This window comes from Erysipelothrix inopinata, assembly GCF_014396165.1.
Classification (GTDB): Bacteria; Bacillota_I; Bacilli_A; order Erysipelotrichales; family Erysipelotrichaceae; genus Erysipelothrix; species Erysipelothrix inopinata.
This window is the reverse complement of the sequence record NZ_CP060715.1, coordinates 278,314-302,998: the sequence shown is the minus strand read 5'-3', so window position 1 is coordinate 302,998 and position 24,685 is coordinate 278,314. Positions and strand designations below refer to the sequence as shown.

Here is a 24,685-nt window from a genome sequence, read left to right as displayed (position 1 = left end):
GTATCAAATAAAGACATCTTCTATAAGGGAAGATGTCTTTTAACTATAAAGAGCTAAAGCGGTTACAATTTGATTGATATTCTTTTGACAAAGATAATTATTGATGATATAGTAATTATGTTATAAGAAAAACTACACTTTAGATAATGTCTTTTGTTATTGAGAGTTAAGTACTTATTTTCTAGAACAGGAGGCACTATTAATGGAATCAGGAAAAGTTAAATTTTTCAATGGTGAAAAAGGATTCGGATTTATCATTGTTGACGGTTCAAACGAAGAAGTGTTTGTTCACTATTCAGGAATTGATATCGAAGGATACAAAACATTGAATGAAGGACAAGCAGTATCATTTGATATTGTTCAAGGACAACGTGGTAAACAAGCAGAAAACGTTCGCCCTTTATAGTCGAAAATTAAGAAGCAGCAATGCTTCTTTTTCTTTGTCCAAAATTAAAATATATAAAAAATATATCCATTGTCGGTAATGGATATATTTTTATATTCAGATATTAACCATATAGATTGTTGCAATTAAAATTATAACCAGAATAATCAGCAGTGTTAAACGGTAACGTATTCCTTCAAGAATACTTGTAAATTCAATAACATCTTTACGTGATACCTCTAAATTTGAATTTTGTTTGTTTTCCATATGATCTCCTCTCTATTAGTTTCATTATACATTAAACGCTATTTAAAGCTGCAAAAGGATTCGTAAATATTACACTTGAAATATCTATGTAATCGGTTACAATATAACTAGGAGGTGGTCACAATGTTCAATTTAATTGCCTTTATAACTGATGTAGGAAAACATTGTGTCACCATCGATGATTTGAGCTGAAAGACGGGTTTGTGCCTGTCTTTTTTGTTTGCAAGGAGGATACAATGGATCAAACAAATAAAAAGCTTTTTGACGCAGCAGCACATGGTGATATCTATCTTGTAGATTTAGCATTTAAAGAAGGTGCTGATGTCAATGTTGTAAATGGTGAAAATCGTACCGCATTAATGAGAAGTGCAAAACGTGGCCATACAAATATCGTAAGATTTTTAATTGATCATAATGCCGATGTAAATGCACTCGATATTTTTGGTAAAGATGCTTTAATGAGTGCAGCTAAGAAGGGCCATCTTGATATTGTTGCTTTATTAATTAAAGCAGGTGCAAATGTTAATCTTCAAGATGAAAAAGGTCGCACTGCATTAATGAGAGCAAGTTTCTTAGGTCATTTAGATATCGTTAAGTTACTTGTTGAAAATGGCGCCGATGTTAATGCTAAAGATACGTTAGGTCGTACAGCGCTCATGGAAGCAACGCTGGCGTACCAAATGGACATTATCAAGTATCTTGTTCGTCATCAAGCAAACGTTAATGAGCGTGACGCTAATGGCTGCACAGCGTTAATGAGAGCAGCATACTCAGGTTATGAAGAATTGATTAAATTTCTTGTAGATTCGGATGCTGATATTACAATTAAAGATGACGAGGATCGTTTGGCGATTCATTATGTAAGACAGCATGATTTCGAAACATTGAAACAGTATTTAGTTTAGTGAGGATGGCTTAATATGAAAGACTATAGAAGCGAGAATGTAAGAAACCTAGCAGTACTGGGACATAACGGAAGTGGTAAGAGTTCAGTGATTCAATCCATGATGTTAGAAGCTAAACAAATAGATCGAATTGTCTCAGCAGAGAGTGGTCAATCTTCAATTGACTTTGAACCCCAAGAAATAAAAAGGGGTCAAACGTTATCTTTAAAGATGGTACCAATTGAGTGGCAAGACTGTAAAATTAACTGTATTGATACACCTGGATATGCAGATTTTGTAGCGGAAACTTTATCGGGACTGAGTGTTGGGGATAATGTCTTAATTGTAGTTGATGGTAAAAATGGTGTGGATGAGGGCACGAAGTCCGCATTTCGTTGGGTTGAATCAGAAAACAAACCCACTATTTTCTTCGTCAATAAAATGGATGATGAAAATGTTAGTTTCCACACAGCCTATGAGACGTTAAGAGAAACATTCGGAAAAAGTGTCATTGCATTTGAGATACCAATTCGAGAAAAAGGTGTTGTTATCGGAAGTATTAATTTATTAAGTAAGAAGGTATGGTACTACGATCATCCTGAAAAACCTCATGAAGTTCCTGAAGAATATGCCGATCAAGTAGCAATTCATTGGGAAGAAATTTGTGAAGCAGTTGCAATGACTGATGATGAGTTGATGGAAACATATTTTGATAAGGGAAACTTATCAGAAGAGGATATTTTGAAAGGTGTTTCTCTTGGTGTTCGAAGCGGAGATATCCGTCCTGTTTATTGTGGAAGTGCCAATGCAGGGATTGGGATGCGTCGCCTCCTTGATCTCATTACAGAGTACTTTCCAAGTTATCAAGAAAAAGGAACCGTAACGGGTAAGGATCGAAAAGGAAATGAAATTACCCTGCGAACTCAAGAAGATGAAGTATTTAGTGCACAAGTATTTAAAACTATTGTTGACCCCTTTGTAGGAAAGATTAGTTACTTAAAAGTAATGAGTGGGGTACTCAGCGCTGATTCTGAAGTAACAAATAATAATCAACAAGAAACAGAAACTATTAACCAAGTGTTTAGTATCAATGGTAAATATCAAATAGGAGTTGGTAAATTATTTTCCGGAGATATTGGAGCGGTAACGAAACTTCAAAGCACTAAAACGTTCGATACGCTTGCAGCATCGGATTGTAAAATAATTTATGATAGTCCCGATATTCCGCAACCATTATTGGGTGTTACGATTCAACCTGAAACAAAGAAAGATGAAGACAAACTTAGCATGGCTTTGAGTAAAGTTCTGGAAGAGGATTGTGGTGCGCGTTTTGAAAAAAATCCTGAAACATTGGAACAGATCCTATATGGATTGGGAGATCAACACCTGGATTCACTCATTACAAAACTTAAAGATAAATATGGTGTAACTGTGAATGTAACGGAACCAAAAGTTGCCTTCCGCGAAACAATTAGAAATAAAGTAACCGGTGAGGGTAGACATAAGAAACAAACGGGAGGGGCTGGTCAGTTTGGTCATGTCTTTATCGAGTTTGAACCTTGGGATTGCGAGGATATGGTTTACGAAACGCGTGTCGTCGGTGGTGCAGTTCCAAAACAATTCTTTAGCTCCGTAGAACAAGGACTTCGTGAAGCAATGGTTAAAGGCGTGCTAGCAGGGTATAAAGTGGTTGGTGTCAAAGCAACACTTGTAGATGGTAAATATCATGATGTTGATTCCAAAGAGATTGCCTTTAAGCAGGCTGCTCGTTTGGCATATCTTGATGCTATGGAGAAAGCGACAGTTCAACTTTTAGAACCCATTGTTTTACTTGAGATTACCGTACCCGAATCCTTTACGGGTACAATTATGGGAGATTTAAATAAAAGACGTGGTGTTATCCTAAGCGTTGATGCTCTTGAAAACCAACTTCAATTGATTCAAGCAGAAGTACCTAAAGTTGAAGTGAAAAAATATGTTGCTGATTTGCGTTCGATGACTCAGGGTAGTGGTAGTTACCAGGAAACATTAGTTCGCTATGACGTTGTTCCAGAATCACTTGTAAAAAATCTCTTAGATAATAATTAAAAAGATATCAAAGACATCCTGTCACAGTGATATAATAGTTTAAAAGGAGATTCAAAAATGAAACTATATATCAAACAAAAAGTTTTTACAATCGGTGAATCATTCACAGTTCGTAATGAATTCAATGAAGATGTTTATTGGGTTAAGGGAAGTTTTATGCGAATTCCTAAGAAATTTACGATTACCGATCAATCGGGTAAAAAAGTAGCAACTATTGAGAGACAAATGTTGAAAATTATGGCTCATTACAAGATTACAATTGAAGGCCAACCAAGCGTTGTCATCAAACGAAACTTCACAATGTTCAAACAAAAATTCCAAATCGAAGGAACAAACTGGAAGTTGAAAGGTGACTACATGTCACACAACTACTCGATAGTAGATGGGAAAGCACCTGTCATGTCGCTTCGTAAACATTGGTTTACATGGGGTGATAGCTATGAATTGAACATACTTGATGAAAAGTATCAATTACTTGCACTATGTGTCGCAATTGTTGTCGATAATGAAATCGAGAAAGATCGTTCTTCAAGTCATAATTCTTCATCGAGCTCAACCTCAGCACAATAAGATTAGCCAATACAAATATTAATGAAAGCCTCATCTTAAAAAATGAGGCTTTTTTCTTGTAATTCATTACATTTCGAATAACTTTAATTACATACTTATAACGAAATGAATAATCTTAATATAAACTAAATGAAAGTTGTAACTTATGAATGGTTAGTGATAGGTAGCGTCAAGAAGTTTGTGTAAACATCGTTTCTTGTAGAAGAAAATTATTAATGGTATTTTTCTTCAAATAATGTTTCAATTTCAGACTGTACTATATCAAATCCTTTATGAATCCTACGAATGCCTTTGTGATTGTATTCAATCACTTGAGAGCATACAAAACGGTCGAGTGACTCTTCATTAGGAAATTGTTCTTTGCGACGAGTATACCGCTTTAGATGCTTATTGAATCCTTCAATTAAGTTTGTTGTATATAAACTTCTCTGAATTTGTCTTGGAAAATCTAAAAATTCAAACAAACTTTTGTTTTTATCAAACATAGCTACAACCTTCGGATATCGTTTCTTAACCGATGCTTTGAAGTTTTCCAGCAAGTCGATCGCTACTGATTTTTCAGTTGCCTGATAAACAGGTTTCAATTGTTCTAAAATTTCTTTACGATCTTTTGCTCGCACCAAGCGTGAAACGTTTCTCTGTAAATGCACCCAACACGTTTGGTGCATTGCTTTCGGATACACTTCTAAACAGGCATCTCGAATACCTGTTAGTCCATCAGTGATAAACAACAAAACTTCTTCACAACCACGCATTTGTATGTCCTTAAGCATCTCACGATAATTATCAGCTGATTCTTGTGGATAGATTCGATAATCTAAAACTTCTTTATATCCTTCTGGAGTGATGCCGATAAGAATATGTAGTGCTTCTTTAGAAACAGAATCCCGTCGTACATTTAGATAAGTTGAGTCACCATAAACCGCAAGGTAGCGCTTGGAAAGTAATCGTTTATGAAATTCATCAACAGAAGTTTCAATGGCTTGAGTTATATAAGAAACTGTTTGTGGCGTGTAAGCATGTCCGTACATTTTTTCAATTAAATCGGCAATTTCAGAAGTGGTGATGCCTTTAGAATAGAGTTGAAGAATGGTAGTTTCTAAATCATCAGTCTGACGTTTGTAAGGCGGAATGGTTTGTTGATTAAAATCACCATTGCGATCACGTGGTATGGTAAGGCATACTTCACCATACTTTGTTTTAACAGTTCGAGTATAGTTTCCGTTTCTAGAATTACCACTATTGTAGCCAATTGGATCATATCGCTCATAGTCTAAAAATACAGTCAGCTCTGTTTGGAGTAATTGATTCATCGCAATTTCTAACTCACTTCTGATGAAAGTATCCAATGATATTCCTTGGGCTAGTGCAGTATAAAGTTCTGTGTTAAAATTAGTCATGGGAAGTCTCCTTTTGAATGTTGTCTAGTAACTTTATTCTACAAGATATGACTTCCTTTTTCTATTTCACGTCGCAAGACGTTTACACAAAATATTTTATACTACCTAGTGATAACTGAAATGGGATAAGTTATCGATCAACTTAGCTGCAACTAATATTTCAATATCAATATTTTTATTGATTGGAAAGTTGATGTAGGCAAAAAAAATATTTTTATTAATTTTTCAGGTAGGCTATTAATAGTTATAGACCGTTAAATAGAAATAGTACAAAAGTTTATAATTACTAAATTAAATAACACACCATGGAAAGTTTTGAAGTAATAAACTTAGTCTGTGGTGTGTTATTTAATTAAAGACGATGAGAAGTTGAATATTGCCAGGTCCAATTAAATATATTGATGGAAAAGGAGAAGAAATGGAAGAGAGAAAATTAATCATTGATATTGCAGGTTTATTACAAGAGCTGGATGATACTTTAAATGAGATGGAAGAAGTGAATACAATTAATGTTAATCTCGAAATCGTTGAAGTTATTTATATGAAGAGGATGGTTATAGAGCTTAAAAAATTGATGGCAGACTTTGGGGAATATGATAATTATAATCCACGTGAAATGTCTCAAGTTGAAAGAAATACTCAATTAGTTGAGAAGATATTTAAAGCAAATGGGAGTTGTGTAAAGTAACCAATTCAAATTTTATTTAAGCACGGTAATGGACGCATTAAATAACTTAATGCAAATGGTTCGCAACTGTGTTGACAGAATCGATGAACAGGTTTAAGATAAGTTTATCCAAAAATTAAAAAACTATAAGTAGTAGAAAGAAGGATAACTATGAAACCAATTCCAGTTACTATTGTTACAGGATTCTTGGGTGCGGGGAAAACAACATTACTCAATAAAATTATGAAAAACCATCAAGATGAAAATATCGTCGTGATTGTGAATGAATATGGAGATATGGGCATTGATCATGAATTAGTGCTTGTGAATGAAGAGGAAAGAATCTATCAAATTAACAGTGGTTGTATGTGTTGTATTTTGAGGGATGATTTAGTTGAAATGTTTTATGGTATTTTGGACGCTCGAGAAAAAGAGGGTCTTGAAATCGATCGTATCATTATTGAAACCAGTGGTTTAGCAGAGCCAAGTCCTATTGCACAAACAGTTTTACGGACACCACGTCTGAGCGAACAACTATCAATTGATAGTATTATCACTTTGGTTGATGCGGTAAATGGTGTTAAGCAAATGCACGAATTTGTAGAAACACGTGAACAAATTGCTTATGCAGATCAAGCATTTATTACTAAATCGGAAGAGGTTGCCGATGATGAATTAGAACGTGTAGAAACACATATTAAAAATATTAATCCATTAATAGCAGTCGAAGTACTTAATCTAGATACCGTGAAGTTTGAAGATGTAGTGGGGTTGAATTTATTTGATCGTGCCTCAGGTGAAATACATCGTGTAGAGGAAGATATCGATGCCATGGTTGAACGTGAACATCACCATCATCATGGACATGACCATAATCACGATCACCACCATACTGGAGTAGATACTTTATCGATTGTGACTGACAAGCCACTTGATGAACATAAACTTTCAACATGGATTAACTTAATAATTGGAGAATATGGCGAAGATCTTATGAGATACAAGGGGATTATTAGTATTCATAACTTTGATTACCAAGTCGTTCTTCAAGGTGTTAATATGGCATTTAAAACAGAAATGGGACGTAAATGGAATTCTGATGCTAGAGAAACTAAAATTGTTATGATTGGAAGACACCTCCAGGATAAAAAAATTACAAAGCTATTTAATGAAATTGTTCTCGAAGAAACGAAATAGTATTTATTGCTTCTTTCCCATAGTATGAAAGATTTGTGAAAGAACCTTGCTTATCATTGTTGTTGTTAATATAAAGCGTATAATTGAGTAGGAAAAGGAGAGTCTTAAACTATGAATACTCAGTATGAAGTGGGACATGTTAGTTTGTGGAAAAAAATCGTCTATATTTGTACAGGACTTGTTTATACAGTTCTTGGATTTTTGATGATTCAACATCCAGCAACAACATTGTCGACGCTTTCGTTTGCAATGGGATGGACTGTTACCATCATGGGGATACTTGCAACACTTTCATCATTTAAAAATAGAGAGAATGATGAAGTGCGGTCGGGTAGTTTTCTTGAAGGTATCTGTTTACTCTTACTTGGATTAATGTTCTTATTTGGTGATTTCATCAACAACACATTAGTGCTAAGTTACTTATTGGTTTTCTGGATTATTGTTGATAGTGCAGTTCAACTTCAATATGTTGTGCATTTCCAAAAGGGATGGTCACGTATTGTTATGATTATATTAGATGTATTATTAATTGTTTACGGAGCAAGCTTGCTCTTTAATCCTCAAGAAGCAGAAAGTTTCTTAGTTCTATGGATTGGTATTGGATTTATCGGTACCGGCGTTGGTAAGGTAATTAAATCCGTATAAATATTAAAGAGGCTTAGCCTCTTTTTTTGGCTTATTGAGGTGAATGTTTGATATAATATAAGTATAAGTAAGATGGAGGCTAATTCATGAATGATGATCGTAAGATAATAATACTGGATCGGGTTAAATATATTGCAGAGCACTTTGATGAACTTTCTGATATCGATTTAATAACCCTGTTTGTGGCGTGTGCTACGCTATTTGAAGAAACAGATACAAAGTTTTATCAATCATTTATTCGGGTGATGCAACAAACGGTACAGGCTAAGCTAACGAATAAAGATCCCCGTGATGTTCAAAAATATTTAGAAGATAATGCGATAATATAAAAAAAGAATGGTCATCGAACCATTCTTTTTAGTAGTAGTTATTCATTAATTTTCTTTAAGAGTCTCAGTCCATTGAAGAGAACCACGAGTGTGCTTCCTTCGTGAGCAATGACTCCAAGTGGTAAGGACATCTTACCGAGTACGTTAAGTACAACAAGTAGTGCAACGATGAACATTGAGAAGATAACATTTTCCCATACAATTCTATTTAACTTCTTGGATACTTTATGTGCATAAGCGAATTTAGTTAAGTCATTTTTCATGAGAACTGCATCTGCAACATCAATAGCAATATCTGTACCATCACCCATTGCAAATCCAATATCTGCTTTAACAAGTGCAGGAGCATCGTTAACTCCATCACCTAACATGGCTACAACGCCGTGTTTTTCTTGGAGTTGTGTTACGATTGCTGCTTTGTTTTCAGGCATTACATTACCAATTACTTCGTCAATTCCTAATTGTTTAGCAACTGCTTGGCCTGTTACTTCGGCATCACCTGTAATCATTACAGTATGGATGTTTTGAGTATGTAAGTATTCAATTACAGCTTTAGCGTAGTCATTTGGAATATCCATCATAGCGATCATTCCTAATACAACACCATCTTCAGCGAAGTAAACGACAGTATTTCCTTCTTTAGCAAAGGCTTCACTTTTCGCAATCATATCTTCATTTGTAATGGTGAAGAGTGCTTGCTTTCCAATTTGATATTGCTTGTTATTGTAAGTTGAAGTTAATCCTTTACCAATTTCATTTTCTACATCTAATTTTAAAGATTCGTTCGTTGGGAATCCTTTGATAATTGCATCAGCTAATGGATGGTTTGCAGTTTTTTCCATGGCAACGATGATATCTTTATATGCTTGAATTTGATCTTGTGATAAATGAGATTCAAAGTAGGAATCAGTTACAACAGGTTTTCCATTCGTAAGTGTTCCGGTTTTATCGAATGCAACTGCTTTAACATCTGACAGGTTGGATAAAAATGATCCTCCCTTGAAGAGTACACCTTGACGTGCAAGATTTGAAATTGCGGATAATGTTGCAGGTACTGCGGCTGCAGCAAGTGCACAAGGAGATGCAACAGTTAAGAATACCATACCACGGTAGAAACTGAGATACCATGACCATCCAAAGATGACAGGACCTAAAAGAATAAAGATAGGAACAATGATTAAGACAGCTGTAACGTATGTTGGCTCTAATTTTTGAATCTTAGTAGCGGTACGTGATAAATTTGATTGTGATTGATTTACAAGTTCAATAATCTTAGCGAAAAGTGTTTCGCTACTATCTTTAGTCACTTCCATAACGAAGCTTCCAGTACCATTCATAGTACTTCCGAATACTTCATCTCCGACTGATTTTTCGCGAGGAATACTTTCACCATTGATTGAAGATTCATCAATAGAACTATATCCTTCGATGATAACACCATCAGTAGGTATTTGGTCGCCGTTTAAAACTTGTAGACGATCGCCAATTTGTAAATCAGTAACTTGAACTGTTTCTGTGGTTCCATCATCTTTAAGACGACGTGCTTCGGTAGGGTTCAGGTTTAAAAGACTCGTAATTTCACGTTTACTGCGATCTTCTGCATAGTGTTCTAAGAAGTGAGCACCAGCAAAGATAAGAATTAGTAATGCACCTTCCTCAAAGTTTCCAATGATTGATGCACCCACTGCAGCGAGTGACATTAAGATATGTACATTAGGTGTAAACTTACCTTTTTCTTTAGTACTGCTAATTGTATCGGTAACACCTTCAATAATAATGTGATATCCCGATGCTAACATTGCTACAATATAAAGCACTGCTTTAATAGTTGGACTTAGAGGTGCTAGAAGAGCAATTAAGAATGCACCAAGACCTCCAAAGAATAAATAGACTGGTAATGCACCGTGATCGTGATCATGACTGTGACCATGCTCGTGGCTGTGATCGTGATCATGATGATGGTTGTGATCGTGTTTATCATGATTGTGTTCATGTGTTGAATGATTATGACTCATATGATACCTCCTAATATATGAATACTTGTTCATGCGTTCATTATACATCAATCGAGTTGAAATGCAAGGCCTCTTTTAATTTTGTAATAAAAATATTAGTTGACCTGGAATCTTGAGATAATAACTGACTTAGTTTGTGAAAAAAGAGGATGTCTAAGTGATATTGTAATAGCAATATGATAAGATAATATAGTAACGAATGAGGAGGATTTTGTTGATGAATAAAGAATGGGAAGCAGTTCGCGATTTTCATGAAAAATTCGATCATCCAGTTGCTGATACGCCTAAGTTCATGGATCAAGAACGTGCACAAAAGCGTTACAAATGGATGCTTGAAGAAATCGATGAATTTTTAGAAGCAGATGATATTACAGAACAAGCAGATGCAATGATTGATACAATCTACTTTGCTTTAGGTACGCTTGTAGAAATGGGAATTCAACCAGATCCACTTTTTGAAATTGTACAACATGCAAACATGAGTAAGTTATGGGAAGATGGAAAACCACACTATAACAAAGATGGAAAAACAATTAAACCTGCAGGTTGGGAAGATCCACATAATAAACTTGAAGCAACAATTGAAGCTATGAAAAAATAAGCCAACGCATTTTTGTGTTGGACTTTTTTATCAAAGGAGAGATAGAGATGACTCAAAATATTAAATTAATTGCAAGTGATGTTGATGGGACACTTATTAACTCAGAGCATCAAGCTACAGAGTATACAAAAGAAGTTATTCATCGTTTAAAGGACCATGGTATTGATTTTGTAATTGCTACAGGTCGTTCTTATGATGGTGCATTGGGTGTGGCCCAACAGTTGGATATCGTAGAAGAAGGATACGGTATCATCTGCCTAAATGGATTAAGAACCTATAACTTGCCTCACGAAGAATGCGTTGATGGTCGAACCATGACATATGAAGAATGTATGAAGATGGAACAACTGGGTAAGAAGTATCATATGGGAATTCTATATTGTTATGATGATGTTATTTATTTCCAAATGGAAAATATAGCTTATCAAGATTATACAATTGGAATGAAACATAACAAACTACGTTTCTTTAAAGATCGTGCTAATACTGAAGAAGTTCAAGCATTATCCGATATCAAACATCGTTTCGATGCCAATGACCCAATCTTAAAGATTGTGTTTGTTCAAAATGATGATTATCTCGACTTAGTCTTTGGTCGAATTAAGAAAGAAATCCACTATGATTTTGACTTGCTACTTGTTGGACATGGATGGGCTGAAATCATGCCTAAATCCGTGAATAAGGGAGAAGCATTAATTGCCTATGCTGCTTCAAAGGGAATAAAACCTGAAGAGATCGTAGCATTTGGTGATGCAGAAAATGATATAAGCATGATTTCACGTGTGGGATTGGGTGTTGCTATGGAAAATGCCATGGGCTCATTAAAAGCCGTTGCGAAAGACATGACCGATACCAATGATAATGATGGTGTTGCGAAATATATCGAAAAAATATTAGAAGATCGTAAGTAAATAAAGAAGCATCGTGAGATTGAATCGCGATGCTTTTCTTTAGAGTTGAAGATACTGTGCAAATTCCTCAGGGAGAGGGATTGTAAATTCAAGGTTTTCATGTGTCCTTGGATGGGTGAACATTAGCTTGAATGCACATAGAAATTGCCCGTAATCTGGGTCGAAAGATTCAAGAGCATAAACGGGGTCATTTAGAATTGGAAATCCCAATGATTGAGAGTGAATGCGAATCTGATGTTTGCGACCGGTGAAAAGATGATATTCCAAGAGAGAGTAACTTTGATTGGATGCGATTTTTAAAACTTCAGTTACGGCCTCTTTTCCATTTTCGGGATCGAGAACCATTTGTTTGAGCTTTGATGATTCAGAAATCTTGTGACGTACCCAACAGGAATTCTCTGTAAAATCACCTTTTACTAACGCTCGATAATATCTTTGAACCTCTTTATTTTCAATAGCACTCGCTAGGAGTCGATGAGTCATCATGTCTTTAGCAACGATAAGAAGTCCGCTTGTCTGTTTATCAAGACGGTGGACAATTCCTGGTTTAAATGAAGTGTTTTGGTAATAGTAAATCAAACCTTGCAAAAGACTTTGATCTCGATTTCCTTTACTTGGATGTACAACAAGTCCGGAAGGTTTATTCACAATAATAAGATAGTCGTCTTCATATACAATATCCAGTTTCATTTCAACAGGTGCTAAATCATGTGCTTTTTCAACGTAATCTTGCAATTCAATTAAATCGTTTAAATGTAATTTATAATTCGCTTTGATTGAATTGTGGTTTACCATAATACATTCACTTTTAATCATTTCATTCACTTTAGACCGTGAATAGTCAGAATGCTGACTAATAAATATATCAGCACGAAGTCCCACAAATGTGGTGTCAATAGTCCATTGTTTCATAATTTACCTCAAATTAGTCGAACGAGAAGTTCCAAAATATATCACTTAAACGTCGTTCTCTTAAATCTTTAAAGATGTCTTTCGCAGTTGCGGCATGGTCTGTAATAATTCCCGTTACATCTGATTGTAAGTATAATCGCATATTATCTTCATCATTTACAGTCCATACGAAGAGACCTTTATTATACTTATGAACATCACGCATAACTCGAGATGAAATTGAGAAGTCTTCGATTGAGAAGAAATCGACATTGATGTTTTCAAGACCTCCAAGATTAAAGCCTAGAATATACCCTGTTGTTGCGGAAGGGTATTTTTCTTTTAAAAGTAAGATAGCATCAAGATCAAGAGATTGGAAGATGACCCGATGTTCCATTTTATTTTTCTTGATTAGAGCCATCATATCATCTAGGAACTCAGGACTATCTAGTGACGTCGTTTTAACCTCTACCATTAATGGTTGATTCAATTCTGATGCGAGAGCTAGGTAATCATCAAAGAGTGGTATCGTGGATGTGTGTCCGCGATGCGATATTTCCACATCCTTGAGCTCATCCCATGTTAAAGCATTAATGCGATCACTTTGATCAGAAAGTCTCTTAAGAGTGTAGTCATGATAGACAACAATTTGATGATCCTTTGTTTGTTGAATATCCATTTCTACAAAGTCGGGTTTATACTCATTTGCTAATTTGAGAGATTCCATTGTGTTTTCAATGGCAGCAAAGGATTCACCACGATGGGCTACAATCTTCACATTTCCAAGAAGAGAAGGATCGGGTTGGTCATAATATGCAGCAAAGACAGCGGCACAAAATGCGAGAAGTGTTAAGGTGTTAAATGCAATTCGATATTTTAGAGCATGATGTTTTTTCGTTATTTCGAACGGTTCTTCATTGTTGAGTTCGTGATAACTTACGACAGCAACTTGAATGGATAGAATTGCTACAAAGGATATAAAAATGATGGTCCCAAAGAGGAAAAATACTTGCATAACTGAGTTAAAGAGACGATCTAAATGTGGCCACATGGCTGCTAATCCAACATATGGTAGATAAGCAAGTGCAAAGATAACGAGCACACCGACGACACTACTGATTGTAATGGTACCAATTAATCCAAGGATTCGTAACTGTTGGTGTTTTGTAATCTTCCAACTCTTCTTGAGAGATTCTGTAAATGAAAGGGGTTCTAAACTAAAGATAACAAAGGCATAGTATAATCTTAGATTTAAGTAGAAAGATATCGCAATAGCAGAGAAATAAAGTGTCGAGTAGAGTGTGTTTTCCAATATCGTATCTACGATAAAGCGTGGAAGATGGAGATTGGAAGTAATTTCCGAACTAATACTCAAGTTGCCATTAGGAGAGATTACAAACACAAAGATTAAAAGTAAAAGTATTTCTTTAGCCTTAATTCTTTTAAGCGGTGCGAGCGCTCGTTTAAGATTCAAGGGTTCTTTAGTGTAACCACCATTTGCATATGAAGTGGTAATGGTTAACTGAAGAACAATAAATATCGCCGATATAATCGCGACTGATAATAGTAAGAATATAGCAGTTGGATGGGAAAAGACCTGTAGAAAGTTTTCGTTAGTAATTCCTTTCATCTTTGCTGAAATTAAGGCAAGACTGAAAACACGTGAACTCACTTGATTGATTAAGAATAAAGCGAGTGATTCGATAATCATCACTATCGCTACATAAGTAAAGAAGTCGCGTTGAATTAATAGTTTACTCTTCTTGAATACGTCTTTGATTTTAAAATGATTCATAAAAGGCTCCTTGTATATTTAAATTATAGTAAAATACGGGACATGAGTAAACAAATGTTCATTGATTGTATCAGAAATGTAAGATTGGCGTTTGATATATATAAAAACTGAGAAAGTGATGACTTTCTCAGTTTGAGTGTTTATTTGAAAGTATATTCTTCTACATCAGATGCTGGAACACCTTTTGAGTTCACAAGTGTGTAGCTCTTGAGCTCATCTTTAGAATTAAACTCGAGTTCCAGGTAGTGATCTGCCTTCCCACCTTTGCTCGTTAATTCCTTAGTGTATGTTATTTTTGATTTGCCTGTGGGTTCGAATTTGTCACCATAGGCTTTGATAACATCATCTCGAGTTGATCCCGCTTTAATGCCACCTGGAAATTCAATTTCCGTTGATTTAAAATCTTCAGCTGCATTTGCAAGGTTAATGGTTATTACGAGCGGTGTACTATCTGGAAGAGATTGTGTGGATTCTTTTGTGTTCACAATCATCATCTCAATAACCCCGTATGCGTCTTCTTCAAGACTTTTTTTTGTCATAACTTTTTTTGTCATAACATTGATGTTTAAGATTTCCAATACTCAAGTTCGACTTCATTGAATTTCACATCTTTAGGGAGCTTGTAGTACCGTGACATTGAATAAGCAGATTTAGATACTTCCAAGATTTTTTTCAGCGTCATATCCATAGAAATGACTTGACCATCGACAGTAATTTGATCAGAATCCCAACTTGAGGATTTTCCACCAGAACATCCCGTTAATAAGAATACAGCTAATAGAACTGTAAGAATTTTTTTCATACGATTTCTCCCTAATTAATATAATAAAATAATATGTTATTAGAGAGGTCATGTCAAAGAAACTATGTGAATCTTTTATCAAATATGTAAAGATGAATCAGGTTAAAATTATCCGTAAACTATTTAAGATGGCAGGTGCATTTCATTCCTTCACAAGAACATTCTTCAGGAATACATGAACACCGTATGTGGTCTGAAGCTTTTTTGTTTTTGAGAAGTGTCATGATTGTATCGATATCTGCTTCAGTTAGATCATAACTATCAACAGCTTCGGCAATAGCTGCTCCAACTTTTTTCTCGCAAAATGAGTCAAAGAGACCATTAACACGGTGGGTAACACTATCCTCTTCTGTCATCATTGGGAAATATATAAAAGATTTGCCATCCTTCTCTACATCAAGGTATCCTTTTTTTACAAGTCTACTTAAGAGTGTTTTGGTGGTAGAAGGTTCCCAGTTTTTGGTTTGTTTAAGTACTGTGGAAATATCACGACTGGTTGGTTTTTCTAAGGACCAAACAATTCTCATGACATCCCATTCTGCTTGTGAAGCTTGTAGATCAATTGGTTTCATATTAAATCACATCCTTACTATAAGTTTACAACTGTAAACAACAAATAGCAATGCTTTTGCATAGGATTCTAGGCATACATATACGTAGTTATTGATACCTCACAGTCATTCAAGAAAACCTTTATTGAAGTCAATTCAACCCTTTGGGATTTATACTTTACAAAATGTTGGTGAATGAATATCTTAGGGCGTAGGGGGATATTATGATTGAAATCGCCGTATACTTATCCAATCCAATTGATCAGCAAGAAGTCATTCATAGTATTAATTTATTTAAAGAATTAACCAATCATCATGTTCGATATATTGTTTATGAGAAGTGGAATGAATCAATTCCATGCGATATTCTTATTCTTGATGAAAAAACTTACGAATATGAAATGACACAGGTTGCGTATGTGATTCTAATTACTGACGAATACTTTAAATATGCATCAGTTCATGTACAAGTACTCCGTTCACTCTTGAAGGAAAGCTTGATACTAAGACTTAAACAAGTTGTTGATAGTATCAGTCTTGATAAAAAGACTGTTATTATTGATGACAATGGTCTTTACAAAGTTCGAGTATCTGACATTGTTTATATCGAGGTGAGAAACAGAATTGTGGAACTTGGAACACTAACAATGACATATTCTAGTACAGATTCATTTCAACAGTGGAAAGAACGTTTAGATATGGATTACTTTGTTGAGTGTTATCGAGGCATCCTTGTCAACATGTCATATGTTACTAAAATAGTAAATCAGGAACTGTTCTTGACGAATGGAAAAAGGTTTCCAGTTTCACGAAGAAAACAAAATTTCGTGATGGACCAATTTGTTAGAATTACCAATCAATGACGGTTGGTCTTGAAACCACACTCTAATAGTTTTAAAATGAAGTTAGAAAGAGTGGTATATCCTATGATCCGTCATGCAACGTTGGAAGATCTCAATATTCTTCTAGATTTAGATAACGATATTGAATACAGTGAAATGGAAAATATAATTAAATTAGAACGCGTGCTCGTTTATGAGAATGAAGATAAACTTATCGGTTGGCTTCGCTACAATATGTTCTGGGACCACATTCCGTTTCTAAACAAACTTTACATTCTAAAACCTTACCGTAATAAAGGCATTGGTTTAGAGTTAATGAACTACTGGGAAACAGAACTTCGAGCAATGGGACATTATCTTGCGATGACATCAAGCTTAGCTGAAGAATCAGCACAGCACTTTTATCGAAAACTAGAATACCAAGATGCAGGATCATTTGTACTCCCTGGTGAAAATCTTGAAATCATTTTCGTAAAACAATTGGGTCAAGTTTAATTATCTTAAAGAAAACCACACAGTGTGTGGTTTTTTTAGTGTAATGATAAAAAAACTACCAGCAAATGCTGGTAGCGAATTGTTATTTAACTTTTTTAAATTTGTCAGCTAAACGAAGTTTTAAGAATTCTTTTTCTGTATCAGATAATTGTTGTTTATTATCAATTGTTCCAACGTGAGTTGATAAATTACCATCTTTGTCAATGATTACAACAAAAGGTACAGTGGGTGCTCCGTTTTGCATACTTGTTTGATCTTGAGGTAGAGAAGCATTGAATTTAGTGAAGCGATCTTGAAGTTCTTTATCTTCTTTAAATTCTTTATCTTGTACGTCAATGTATTCTGCTTTGACATCTGCTTCAGTTAAAGCATCTTCAAGTACAGGAACAAGAGCGATACACCATGGGCAGGTATCAAATCCAAAATAGAAGATGCCTGCTTCTTTATTTTCAATTTTAGTCATTGCGTCGGTGTAATTTTCGCGAATGAAGTGATTATCTTTTTTATCGAATCCTTTATAACCAGACATCAGGTTTGATTTTCCTGAACAACCTGTGAGAATCAGTAATGCTGTTAATGCCACTAATAATGTTTTTTTCATAAGTGACCTCCTACGATTATTAATTATAGTGGAATGCTATGAAATATCAATGAATACTCTTAAAAAAATCATGGTACAATGAATAGAGAACAGAGGTAGAGTATGGAATCATTAAGATGTCCCGTATGTCATACGGCTTTAAAAAAGGACAATCGTACGTATTACTGTGTTAATAAACACGCGTTTGATTGTGCCAAAAGTAATTATGTGAACTTGTTGCATTCACAACAATCAAAAACAAAACAACATGGTGATGAAAAAGTAATGGTTGTTTCAAGAAGAAGATTTCTTGAACAAAACTATTACCTACCACTTGTGAATGTTATCAATGATTTTATTGAATCCACTGACATGAATAATATGATTGTGGATATGGGATGTGGTGAAGGTTACTATACTGAAAAGTTTCGTAAAAATCATCAGATAATCGGTGTGGACATTTCAAAGGATGCGATTGATTTGGCTGCGAGAAAGTATAAAGAATGCACATTTGTGGTTGCAAGCACCTATGATTTACCAATCATGGACGAAAGTATGGATATTGCAATCTCTGTATTTGCACCCTATTCATTAGAAGATACGACGCGTGTATTAAAAAAAGGAGGATCCTTTATTTTGGTATATCCTCTCGAACATCATCTCTTTGAATTAAAACAAGTAGCTTACTCAGAACCGTATCTAAATGATAATAAAGCATTACCAATGGAAGGCTTCGAGTTGGTAGAAACACGGTTTGTTCACGAGCAAATTACATTACAGAACCAGCAAGAAATTCAGGATTTATTCTCAATGACTCCCTATTTTCATCGTACGCCAAAATCCGGTCTTGATGCGATTGGCAAACTGGATACACTTTCGACGCGAATCGAATTTGGAGTCAGTCTTTATAAAAAGCGTTAAGCATGAGAGAGTAATGGTAACATCATGACAGAATCCTTAAATGGGTTCTCTTTTTTTGAGTATACGAGAAGATAGGTATCTTCTTCAACGAGTGGTGCATAATCCATTGGATCCATTTCTTCAGGTGTAAAACCGAGGAAGAGTTCTTCGGAAGCAAAACAATCGAGGATTGTGGTAAGACTTACGGAAGGTGATCCAAAAACATCGTAGATAAGATTTTGAGAATCATCATAGATTACGAGTGTATTTTCTTGCTTTGAGTAATAAAGACAATCTTCAAAGAAACCTAAACAGTAGAACATGAAGAAACCGGGGTTATCTATTAGGGACGCGGATGCGAATGGATTTCCATGATGGTATAAATCAAGAAGGAGTGGATGTGTTTCTTGATTGAGGATTAAGGGTTCAAAATCATGAGTTGGTACGGTACTGGGATAATAGGTAAATTGATGTTCGTAAGCACGTCTAAAATCATAATTTGAATAGAAGTCGAGAACGGAACCATTAGCGTAAAGGTAAATGGCATCAGCCTTTAACTTCCAATCATTAAGGATAGTATGCATTAAAAAGTCACCGCAGCCTTTACCACGGTACCGTTGTTTTGTCATTACAGTTCCGATTTGTATATAGGTTTTGATACCGGATGACATCTTAAACTTTAGAATGTTTACTGAAATATTTGCGACAACTTCTTCATCAACAATTAATACATGAGGAATGAACGTATCACTCCAATATCCTTCTTGATACCATGATTCAAAGTCAAAACCAAACGTCTCGTAACAAAGTTTGTTGAACGAAAATCGTAACGAATCATTATCTTTAATATCCTCAGTATACTGATATTTTTTATTTCTAATCATGACATCTTTCATCTGAACCTCACACGACATGAATATCGATTTATAAGTTGATATTAGCACACTTAATATCCTTTTTATAGAGGGTAATTTATTGACAATTAACGAACCTTCAATTATGATTAAATCAAAGCAATGAATGGAACTAGTAGATATTAATCTTCTCTAAGAGAATCGACGGTTGGTGCAAGTCGATAGAAGAAACATATTGAACTCATCCATGAGCTAAGTTTCTGAACTAATTAGGAAATTTCGTTTCCCTCGTTACGGGTTTGAGAGTCAACCAATATTTGGTTGGAATTAAGGTGGTACCGCGAGACATTCGTCCTTTATGCAGGTACTTTTTTTATTATCAAGGAGGCTCATATGTATAATCATTTAAAAATAGAAAAAAAATGGCAAAAATACTGGGATGAGAATGAAACATTTAAGACAGATGTTCATAATATGTCGATTCCTAAATACTATATCTTAGATATGTTCCCGTATCCTTCAGGAAACGGACTTCATGTTGGACATCCACGTGGCTATACAGCGACTGATGTCATTGCAAGATACAAACGAATGAACGGGTTTAATGTTCTTCATCCGATGGGATGGGATGCGTTTGGATTACCCGCAGAGCAGTTTGCATTAAAGACAGGAAATCATCCTGATGGATTTACAAAGCAAAATATTGCGCACTTTACTGATCAAATTAAGGCGTTAGGATTATCGTATGATTGGTCGCGTGAAATATCGACAACTGATCCGCAATTCTACAAGTGGACACAATGGATCTTTACACAACTCTATGACATGGGATTAGCATATATTGATGAAAAACCCGTAAACTTCTGTCCTGAGCTTGGAACCGTACTCGCGAATGAAGAAGTGATTAATGGTAAATCTGAGGTTGGAGGATTTGATGTAATTCGAGTTCCTATGCGTCAATGGGTACTAAAAATTACCGCATATGCTGAACGTTTACTTGAAGATCTTGAGCTTGTAGACTGGCCAGAATCAACAAAAGAAATGCAAATAAACTGGATTGGAAAATCAGTTGGATCAGATGTTATCTTCAAAGTGGATAATCACGATCTTGAGTTTACAGTATTTACAACGCGTGCAGATACTTTATTTGGAAACACATACTGTGTCTTAGCACCAGAACATCCATTTGTATCGAAAATTACTACTGCTGAAAATAAAGAAGCAGTCGATAAGTATGTCGATGCGGTGGCTCATAAATCAGATCTTGAAAGAACAGAACTAAATAAAGAAAAAACAGGCGTTTTCACAGGGGCTTATGCTATTAATCCTGTAAACAAAAAACGTGTTCCAATCTTTATTGCTGATTATGTTCTCGCAGCATATGGTAGTGGTGCCATCATGGCAGTACCTGCACATGATGAACGTGACTACGAATTTGCGAAAAAATATGATTTAGAAATTGTTCCTGTACTTGAAGGTGGCGACATTACGGAAGAAGCATTCGTAGGCGATGGCGTTCACATTAACTCTGATTTCCTAGATGGAAAAGGAAAAGAAGAAGCTATCGAAACAATGAATGCATGGTTACAAGAAAATGGTTATGGTGCTCCTAAGGTGACCTATAAACTTCGCGACTGGTTATTCTCACGTCAAAGATATTGGGGAGAACCAATTCCTATCGTTCATATGGAAGACGGCACAATGCGTACGGTTGACCTTGAAGACTTGCCATTAGAATTACCTGCAATTGATAACTATAAACCTGCGGGTGATGGACGCTCTCCACTTGCGAATGCAGGAGATTGGTTGAATGTCACGTTTGCAGATGGTAGCACAGGAGTACGCGAAACGAATACCATGCCACAATGGGCTGGTTCATGCTGGTACTACTTACGTTATATCGACCCATTCAATGAAGAAGCAATTGGAGATCCTGAATTACTTGAACATTGGATGAATGTGGACCTTTACGTCGGTGGATCCGAACATGCGGTTCTTCACTTACTCTATGCAAGATTCTGGCATAAAGTGCTTTACGATTTGGGTGTTGTAACTACAAAAGAACCATTCAAAAAGTTGTTCCACCAAGGTATGATTCTTGGCGAAAATAATGAAAAAATGAGCAAATCACGTGGTAATGTTGTGAATCCAGATGATATCGTTATGAGTCATGGTGCAGATGCGTTACGTGTTTATGAAATGTTTATGGGACCATTGGATGGCGCGATTGGCTGGAGTACACGGGGTCTTGACGGAATTCGAAAATGGTTAGATCGTGTGTGGCGTTTACTTGAAGATGAAAATAAGATTGTAGATACAAATGATGGAAGCCTTGACTTTGTCTATAACCAAACCGTTAAAAAAGTAACTCATGACATTGAGGGATTTGGCATGAATACTGCTATTTCTCAATTGATGATTTTTGTAAATGAAGCATATAAAGTGGAAACAGTTTACAGAGAATATGCGATTGGATTTGTTAAGATGTTAGCATGTTTTGCACCTCACTTAGGCGAAGAACTTTACATGATGTTAACAGGTAAAGAAGGTATTAGCTACGTTGCCTGGCCACAATACGATGAATCAAAACTAGTCCTTGATGAGGTTGAAATTGTCGTTCAAATTAATGGTAAAGTACGTGCTAAATTTAATGCCGCAAATAATCTTGAAGAAGCTGCATTGAAAGCACTTGTTTATGAACAACCTCAAGTTCAAAAGAATCTTGAAGGAATGACAGTTGTGAAAGAAATAGTCATTAAAAACAAAATTGTGAACTTAGTAGTGAAACCTACAGTTTGATATTTGTGAATGAAAGGGGTTCACTTCACAATTAAAATGTAAGAGTGAGGATATCAGGTCGCACAGAGGATTTTAAAAGTGTGAAATGGTATCCTCATTTTCTTATTGTTTGAGAACTTAGGGTGGTTATAATATAATATAGAATGCAAGATAGTTGTTTACAACATTAAAGGAGAATGAAATGGGAAAGAAAGTAGTCGTTGTTGGGGCTGGTTATTCCGGGATTTTAGCCGCGAAGAAACTTGCTAAGAAATTTAAAAAAGAACAAGACGCTGTAGATATTACGATTATTGATCGTAATCCATTTAGCACGATGTTAACAGAACTTCATGAAGTTGCTGCTGGTCGTGTTGATGAGTACTCAATCCGTATGGATTTAGCGAAAATTTTTGCAGGTCGTAATGTTAACGTTAAACTTGATAACGTTGAAAGTATTGATTTTGATAAGAAGGTTGTATTGGGTTCACACGAAAGCTATGAATATGATTATATTGTCATTGCTGCAGGATCAAAACCAACTTACTTTGGTATTGAAGGTGCAAAAGAACACACACATACATTGTGGTCATATGATGATGCCGTAAATCTACATCAACATATTACAAATACATTTGTACAAGCTGCACAAGAACCTGATGAAGAAAAACGTCGTTTCTTGCTTACATTCTATGTTGTAGGAGCTGGATTTACAGGTGTTGAAATGATGGGTGAACTTGCAGAATACGTTCCTGTATTATGTAGTAAATACTCAATCGAACCAAGTGAAGTTACACTTGTAGAAGTGGATGCAATGCCACGTACAGTTATGACTTTACCTGAGAAATTAGCGAATAAAGTTCAAAACCGTTTAGAAAAAATGGGTGTTGAAATCAAACTAAACGCTAAAGTTATTAAAGTTACAGATTCATCAATTACTTTAGATATTGATGGAAAAATTGAAGAAAACAGTGTTCATACAGTTATTTGGACTGCAGGTATCGAAAGTGCTGATATCACATCCAAATCAGGTAGTGAACTTGAAGCATCACAACGAGCAGGACGTATTGAAACAGATCAATACTTACGTGCAAAAGGTCGTGAAGACGTTTATGTTGTTGGTGATAACACATACTTCGTATTAGAAGGTGAAGAACGTCCTGTACCACAAATGGTTGAAAACGCTGAACAAAGTGGTGGACTTGTTGCTCACAACATTGCGGAATCAATTCGCGGAACAGGAAATCTTAAAGCATATACACCAAGCTTCCACGGTACAATGGTATGTATCGGTGGTCGTTGGGGAACTGCAAATATTAAACTTGGTAAAGTTGAATTTAACTTATGGTCATTCTTTGCAATGTTTGCAAAACATATGATGAACTGTGTTTACTTTGTACAAGTTCTAGGCTGGAATAAAGTATTCAGCTACTTAAAACATGAAATCTTTACAATCCGTAACAAACGTAGCTTTGTGGGTGGTAACTTCTCAAACCGTACACCAAGCTTTATGTTATTCCCTATCCGAGTTTGGTTGGGTATGGTTTGGTTATTTGAAGGTGTTAAGAAAGTTCAAGAAGGTTGGTTATCAGGAACTCCTCAATTAGAAAAATTCTTTGGTGGAGCACAAGCTTGGTATGACGGACTTCTTGGCGTAACAACTGGAGCAGCAGCACAAGCTGGTGCAGCAGGTGCAGCAGCAGAAGCAGTAGCTGGAGCAACTGGAGCCGCAGCAGAAGCGGTAGCGGGGGCAACAGGCGCAGCAACAGGTGGAGCAGCAGCAGCAGGTACAGTATTAATGAACTGGAACTTCTGGTTATTCCAAACAATCTTAGTTTCAGGAACAACACTGGAAGCAGCGAAATTAACTGACTTTGCATTTAAACTAAATGTTCCATTGATGAACTGGTTTGTAAATACAGTAATCTTATCAAGTAACGGTATGCAAATCTTCATGCAAGCAATGGTTGTTGTATTAGAAATCGTTATTGGTCTTGCATTAATTGCAGGTCTATTCACAACATTCTTCGGAGCAATCTCTGTTGGATTACAATTAATGTTCATGATGACTACAGGACTTTACCTCCATACAATGTGGATGTTATTCGCAGGAATCGCAATCTTATTCGGTGGTAATACATTAAGTCTTGATTACTGGGTAATGCCAAAACTTAAAACATGGTGGAAGAACCTTCCTTGGATTAAGAAATGGTACTTGTACCACGATTAATGGTAGGAATC

At 35.6% G+C, this 24,685-nt stretch carries 25 protein-coding genes and 1 other annotated feature; of the genes, 15 read left to right on the top strand and 10 right to left on the bottom strand.

Going from position 1 to position 24,685, the window contains the following annotated elements:
- Positions 1–202: 202 nt before the first annotated feature.
- Positions 203–406, top strand: a complete 204-nt coding sequence (locus H9L01_RS01560) for a cold-shock protein (RefSeq protein WP_187534197.1) — start codon at positions 203–205, stop codon at positions 404–406.
- A 96-nt stretch (positions 407–502) separates the two neighbouring features.
- On the opposite strand, the gene H9L01_RS01555 is transcribed toward H9L01_RS01560, so the two are convergent.
- Positions 503–652, bottom strand: coding sequence for a hypothetical protein (locus H9L01_RS01555; protein ID WP_187534196.1), 150 nt, complete (start codon positions 650–652; stop codon positions 503–505).
- Between the two features lie 236 nt (positions 653–888).
- Between H9L01_RS01555 and H9L01_RS01550 the strand changes: the two genes are divergently transcribed.
- From H9L01_RS01550 to H9L01_RS01540, 3 genes are read left to right on the top strand one after another with little or no spacing between them, the layout of a single operon-like run.
- Positions 889–1,557 carry an ankyrin repeat domain-containing protein gene (locus tag H9L01_RS01550; protein WP_187534195.1) on the top strand — a complete coding sequence of 223 codons (669 nt, stop codon included), beginning with the start codon at positions 889–891 and terminating at the stop codon, positions 1,555–1,557.
- A 15-nt stretch (positions 1,558–1,572) separates the two neighbouring features.
- Positions 1,573–3,624 carry an elongation factor G gene (locus tag H9L01_RS01545; RefSeq protein ID WP_187534194.1) on the top strand — a complete coding sequence of 684 codons (2,052 nt, stop codon included), beginning with the start codon at positions 1,573–1,575 and terminating at the stop codon, positions 3,622–3,624.
- A 57-nt stretch (positions 3,625–3,681) separates the two neighbouring features.
- Entirely contained in the window at positions 3,682–4,194 is a 513-nt protein-coding gene (locus H9L01_RS01540) for an LURP-one-related/scramblase family protein (RefSeq protein ID WP_187534193.1), read from the top strand.
- Positions 4,195–4,406: 212 nt separating this feature from the next.
- Here H9L01_RS01540 and H9L01_RS01535 read toward each other — a convergent pair whose 3' ends face one another.
- Positions 4,407–5,594, bottom strand: coding sequence for an IS256 family transposase (locus H9L01_RS01535; protein WP_187534192.1), 1,188 nt, complete (start codon positions 5,592–5,594; stop codon positions 4,407–4,409).
- Positions 5,595–6,012: 418 nt separating this feature from the next.
- Between H9L01_RS01535 and H9L01_RS01530 the strand changes: the two genes are divergently transcribed.
- The 4 genes from H9L01_RS01530 to H9L01_RS01515 all read left to right on the top strand — a co-directional run bounded on the left by H9L01_RS01530 (position 6,013) and on the right by H9L01_RS01515 (position 8,432).
- Complete coding sequence (locus tag H9L01_RS01530) at positions 6,013–6,282, top strand: hypothetical protein (RefSeq protein WP_187534191.1); 270 nt, start codon at positions 6,013–6,015, stop codon at positions 6,280–6,282.
- 150 nt (positions 6,283–6,432) lie between these two features.
- Positions 6,433–7,458, top strand: a complete 1,026-nt coding sequence (locus H9L01_RS01525; RefSeq protein WP_187534190.1) for a CobW family GTP-binding protein — start codon at positions 6,433–6,435, stop codon at positions 7,456–7,458.
- A 111-nt stretch (positions 7,459–7,569) separates the two neighbouring features.
- The gene (locus tag H9L01_RS01520; protein WP_187534189.1) at positions 7,570–8,103 is read left to right on the top strand and encodes a DUF308 domain-containing protein; all 534 of its coding nucleotides are present in this window, start codon (positions 7,570–7,572) and stop codon (positions 8,101–8,103) included.
- 86 nt (positions 8,104–8,189) lie between these two features.
- On the top strand, positions 8,190–8,432 hold the full coding sequence (locus H9L01_RS01515; RefSeq protein WP_187534188.1) for a hypothetical protein: 243 nt from the start codon (positions 8,190–8,192) through the stop codon (positions 8,430–8,432).
- A gap of 38 nt (positions 8,433–8,470) precedes the next feature.
- Here H9L01_RS01515 and H9L01_RS01510 read toward each other — a convergent pair whose 3' ends face one another.
- Positions 8,471–10,447, bottom strand: coding sequence for a heavy metal translocating P-type ATPase (locus tag H9L01_RS01510; RefSeq protein WP_223151037.1), 1,977 nt, complete (start codon positions 10,445–10,447; stop codon positions 8,471–8,473).
- 217 nt (positions 10,448–10,664) lie between these two features.
- On the opposite strand from H9L01_RS01510, the gene H9L01_RS01505 reads away from it, so the two are divergent.
- Positions 10,665–11,048, top strand: a complete 384-nt coding sequence (locus H9L01_RS01505) for a pyrophosphohydrolase domain-containing protein (protein WP_187534186.1) — start codon at positions 10,665–10,667, stop codon at positions 11,046–11,048.
- A 47-nt stretch (positions 11,049–11,095) separates the two neighbouring features.
- On the top strand, positions 11,096–11,959 hold the full coding sequence (locus tag H9L01_RS01500; RefSeq protein ID WP_187534185.1) for a Cof-type HAD-IIB family hydrolase: 864 nt from the start codon (positions 11,096–11,098) through the stop codon (positions 11,957–11,959).
- Between the two features lie 39 nt (positions 11,960–11,998).
- Here H9L01_RS01500 and H9L01_RS01495 read toward each other — a convergent pair whose 3' ends face one another.
- The 5 genes from H9L01_RS01495 to H9L01_RS01475 form a co-directional block, all read right to left on the bottom strand.
- Positions 11,999–12,871, bottom strand: coding sequence for an RluA family pseudouridine synthase (locus H9L01_RS01495; protein WP_187534184.1), 873 nt, complete (start codon positions 12,869–12,871; stop codon positions 11,999–12,001).
- Positions 12,872–12,884: 13 nt separating this feature from the next.
- Complete coding sequence (locus H9L01_RS01490; protein ID WP_187534183.1) at positions 12,885–14,645, bottom strand: glycerophosphodiester phosphodiesterase; 1,761 nt, start codon at positions 14,643–14,645, stop codon at positions 12,885–12,887.
- 140 nt (positions 14,646–14,785) lie between these two features.
- The gene (locus H9L01_RS01485; RefSeq protein ID WP_187534182.1) at positions 14,786–15,184 is read right to left on the bottom strand and encodes a hypothetical protein; all 399 of its coding nucleotides are present in this window, start codon (positions 15,182–15,184) and stop codon (positions 14,786–14,788) included.
- A gap of 26 nt (positions 15,185–15,210) precedes the next feature.
- On the bottom strand, positions 15,211–15,447 hold the full coding sequence (locus tag H9L01_RS01480) for a lipoprotein (protein ID WP_187534181.1): 237 nt from the start codon (positions 15,445–15,447) through the stop codon (positions 15,211–15,213).
- 119 nt (positions 15,448–15,566) lie between these two features.
- Positions 15,567–16,019: a CopY/TcrY family copper transport repressor gene (locus H9L01_RS01475; RefSeq protein ID WP_187534180.1), complete on the bottom strand. Its 453-nt coding sequence runs from the start codon at positions 16,017–16,019 to the stop codon at positions 15,567–15,569.
- Between the two features lie 203 nt (positions 16,020–16,222).
- Between H9L01_RS01475 and H9L01_RS01470 the strand changes: the two genes are divergently transcribed.
- Both H9L01_RS01470 and H9L01_RS01465 read left to right on the top strand, forming a co-directional pair.
- The gene (locus tag H9L01_RS01470; RefSeq protein ID WP_187534179.1) at positions 16,223–16,861 is read left to right on the top strand and encodes a LytR/AlgR family response regulator transcription factor; all 639 of its coding nucleotides are present in this window, start codon (positions 16,223–16,225) and stop codon (positions 16,859–16,861) included.
- 36 nt (positions 16,862–16,897) lie between these two features.
- Positions 16,898–17,335: a GNAT family N-acetyltransferase gene (locus tag H9L01_RS01465; RefSeq protein WP_187534178.1), complete on the top strand. Its 438-nt coding sequence runs from the start codon at positions 16,898–16,900 to the stop codon at positions 17,333–17,335.
- Positions 17,336–17,417: 82 nt separating this feature from the next.
- Here the strand turns inward: H9L01_RS01465 and H9L01_RS01460 are convergent, their stop codons facing one another.
- Positions 17,418–17,936, bottom strand: a complete 519-nt coding sequence (locus H9L01_RS01460; protein ID WP_187534177.1) for a TlpA family protein disulfide reductase — start codon at positions 17,934–17,936, stop codon at positions 17,418–17,420.
- Between the two features lie 102 nt (positions 17,937–18,038).
- On the opposite strand from H9L01_RS01460, the gene H9L01_RS01455 reads away from it, so the two are divergent.
- Positions 18,039–18,836 carry a putative RNA methyltransferase gene (locus H9L01_RS01455; protein ID WP_187534176.1) on the top strand — a complete coding sequence of 266 codons (798 nt, stop codon included), beginning with the start codon at positions 18,039–18,041 and terminating at the stop codon, positions 18,834–18,836.
- On the opposite strand, the gene H9L01_RS01450 is transcribed toward H9L01_RS01455, so the two are convergent.
- Positions 18,833–19,711 carry a GNAT family N-acetyltransferase gene (locus tag H9L01_RS01450; RefSeq protein ID WP_187534175.1) on the bottom strand — a complete coding sequence of 293 codons (879 nt, stop codon included), beginning with the start codon at positions 19,709–19,711 and terminating at the stop codon, positions 18,833–18,835. The genes H9L01_RS01455 and H9L01_RS01450 overlap by 4 nt on opposite strands.
- Positions 19,712–19,822: 111 nt before the next feature.
- Positions 19,823–20,029: a binding site (T-box leader), on the top strand.
- 33 nt (positions 20,030–20,062) lie between these two features.
- Between H9L01_RS01450 and leuS the strand changes: the two genes are divergently transcribed.
- Both leuS and H9L01_RS01440 read left to right on the top strand, forming a co-directional pair.
- Positions 20,063–22,468, top strand: a complete 2,406-nt coding sequence (gene leuS / locus H9L01_RS01445; protein ID WP_187534174.1) for a leucine--tRNA ligase — start codon at positions 20,063–20,065, stop codon at positions 22,466–22,468.
- A 181-nt stretch (positions 22,469–22,649) separates the two neighbouring features.
- Positions 22,650–24,674 carry an NAD(P)/FAD-dependent oxidoreductase gene (locus H9L01_RS01440; protein ID WP_187534173.1) on the top strand — a complete coding sequence of 675 codons (2,025 nt, stop codon included), beginning with the start codon at positions 22,650–22,652 and terminating at the stop codon, positions 24,672–24,674.
- Positions 24,675–24,685 lie beyond the last annotated feature (11 nt).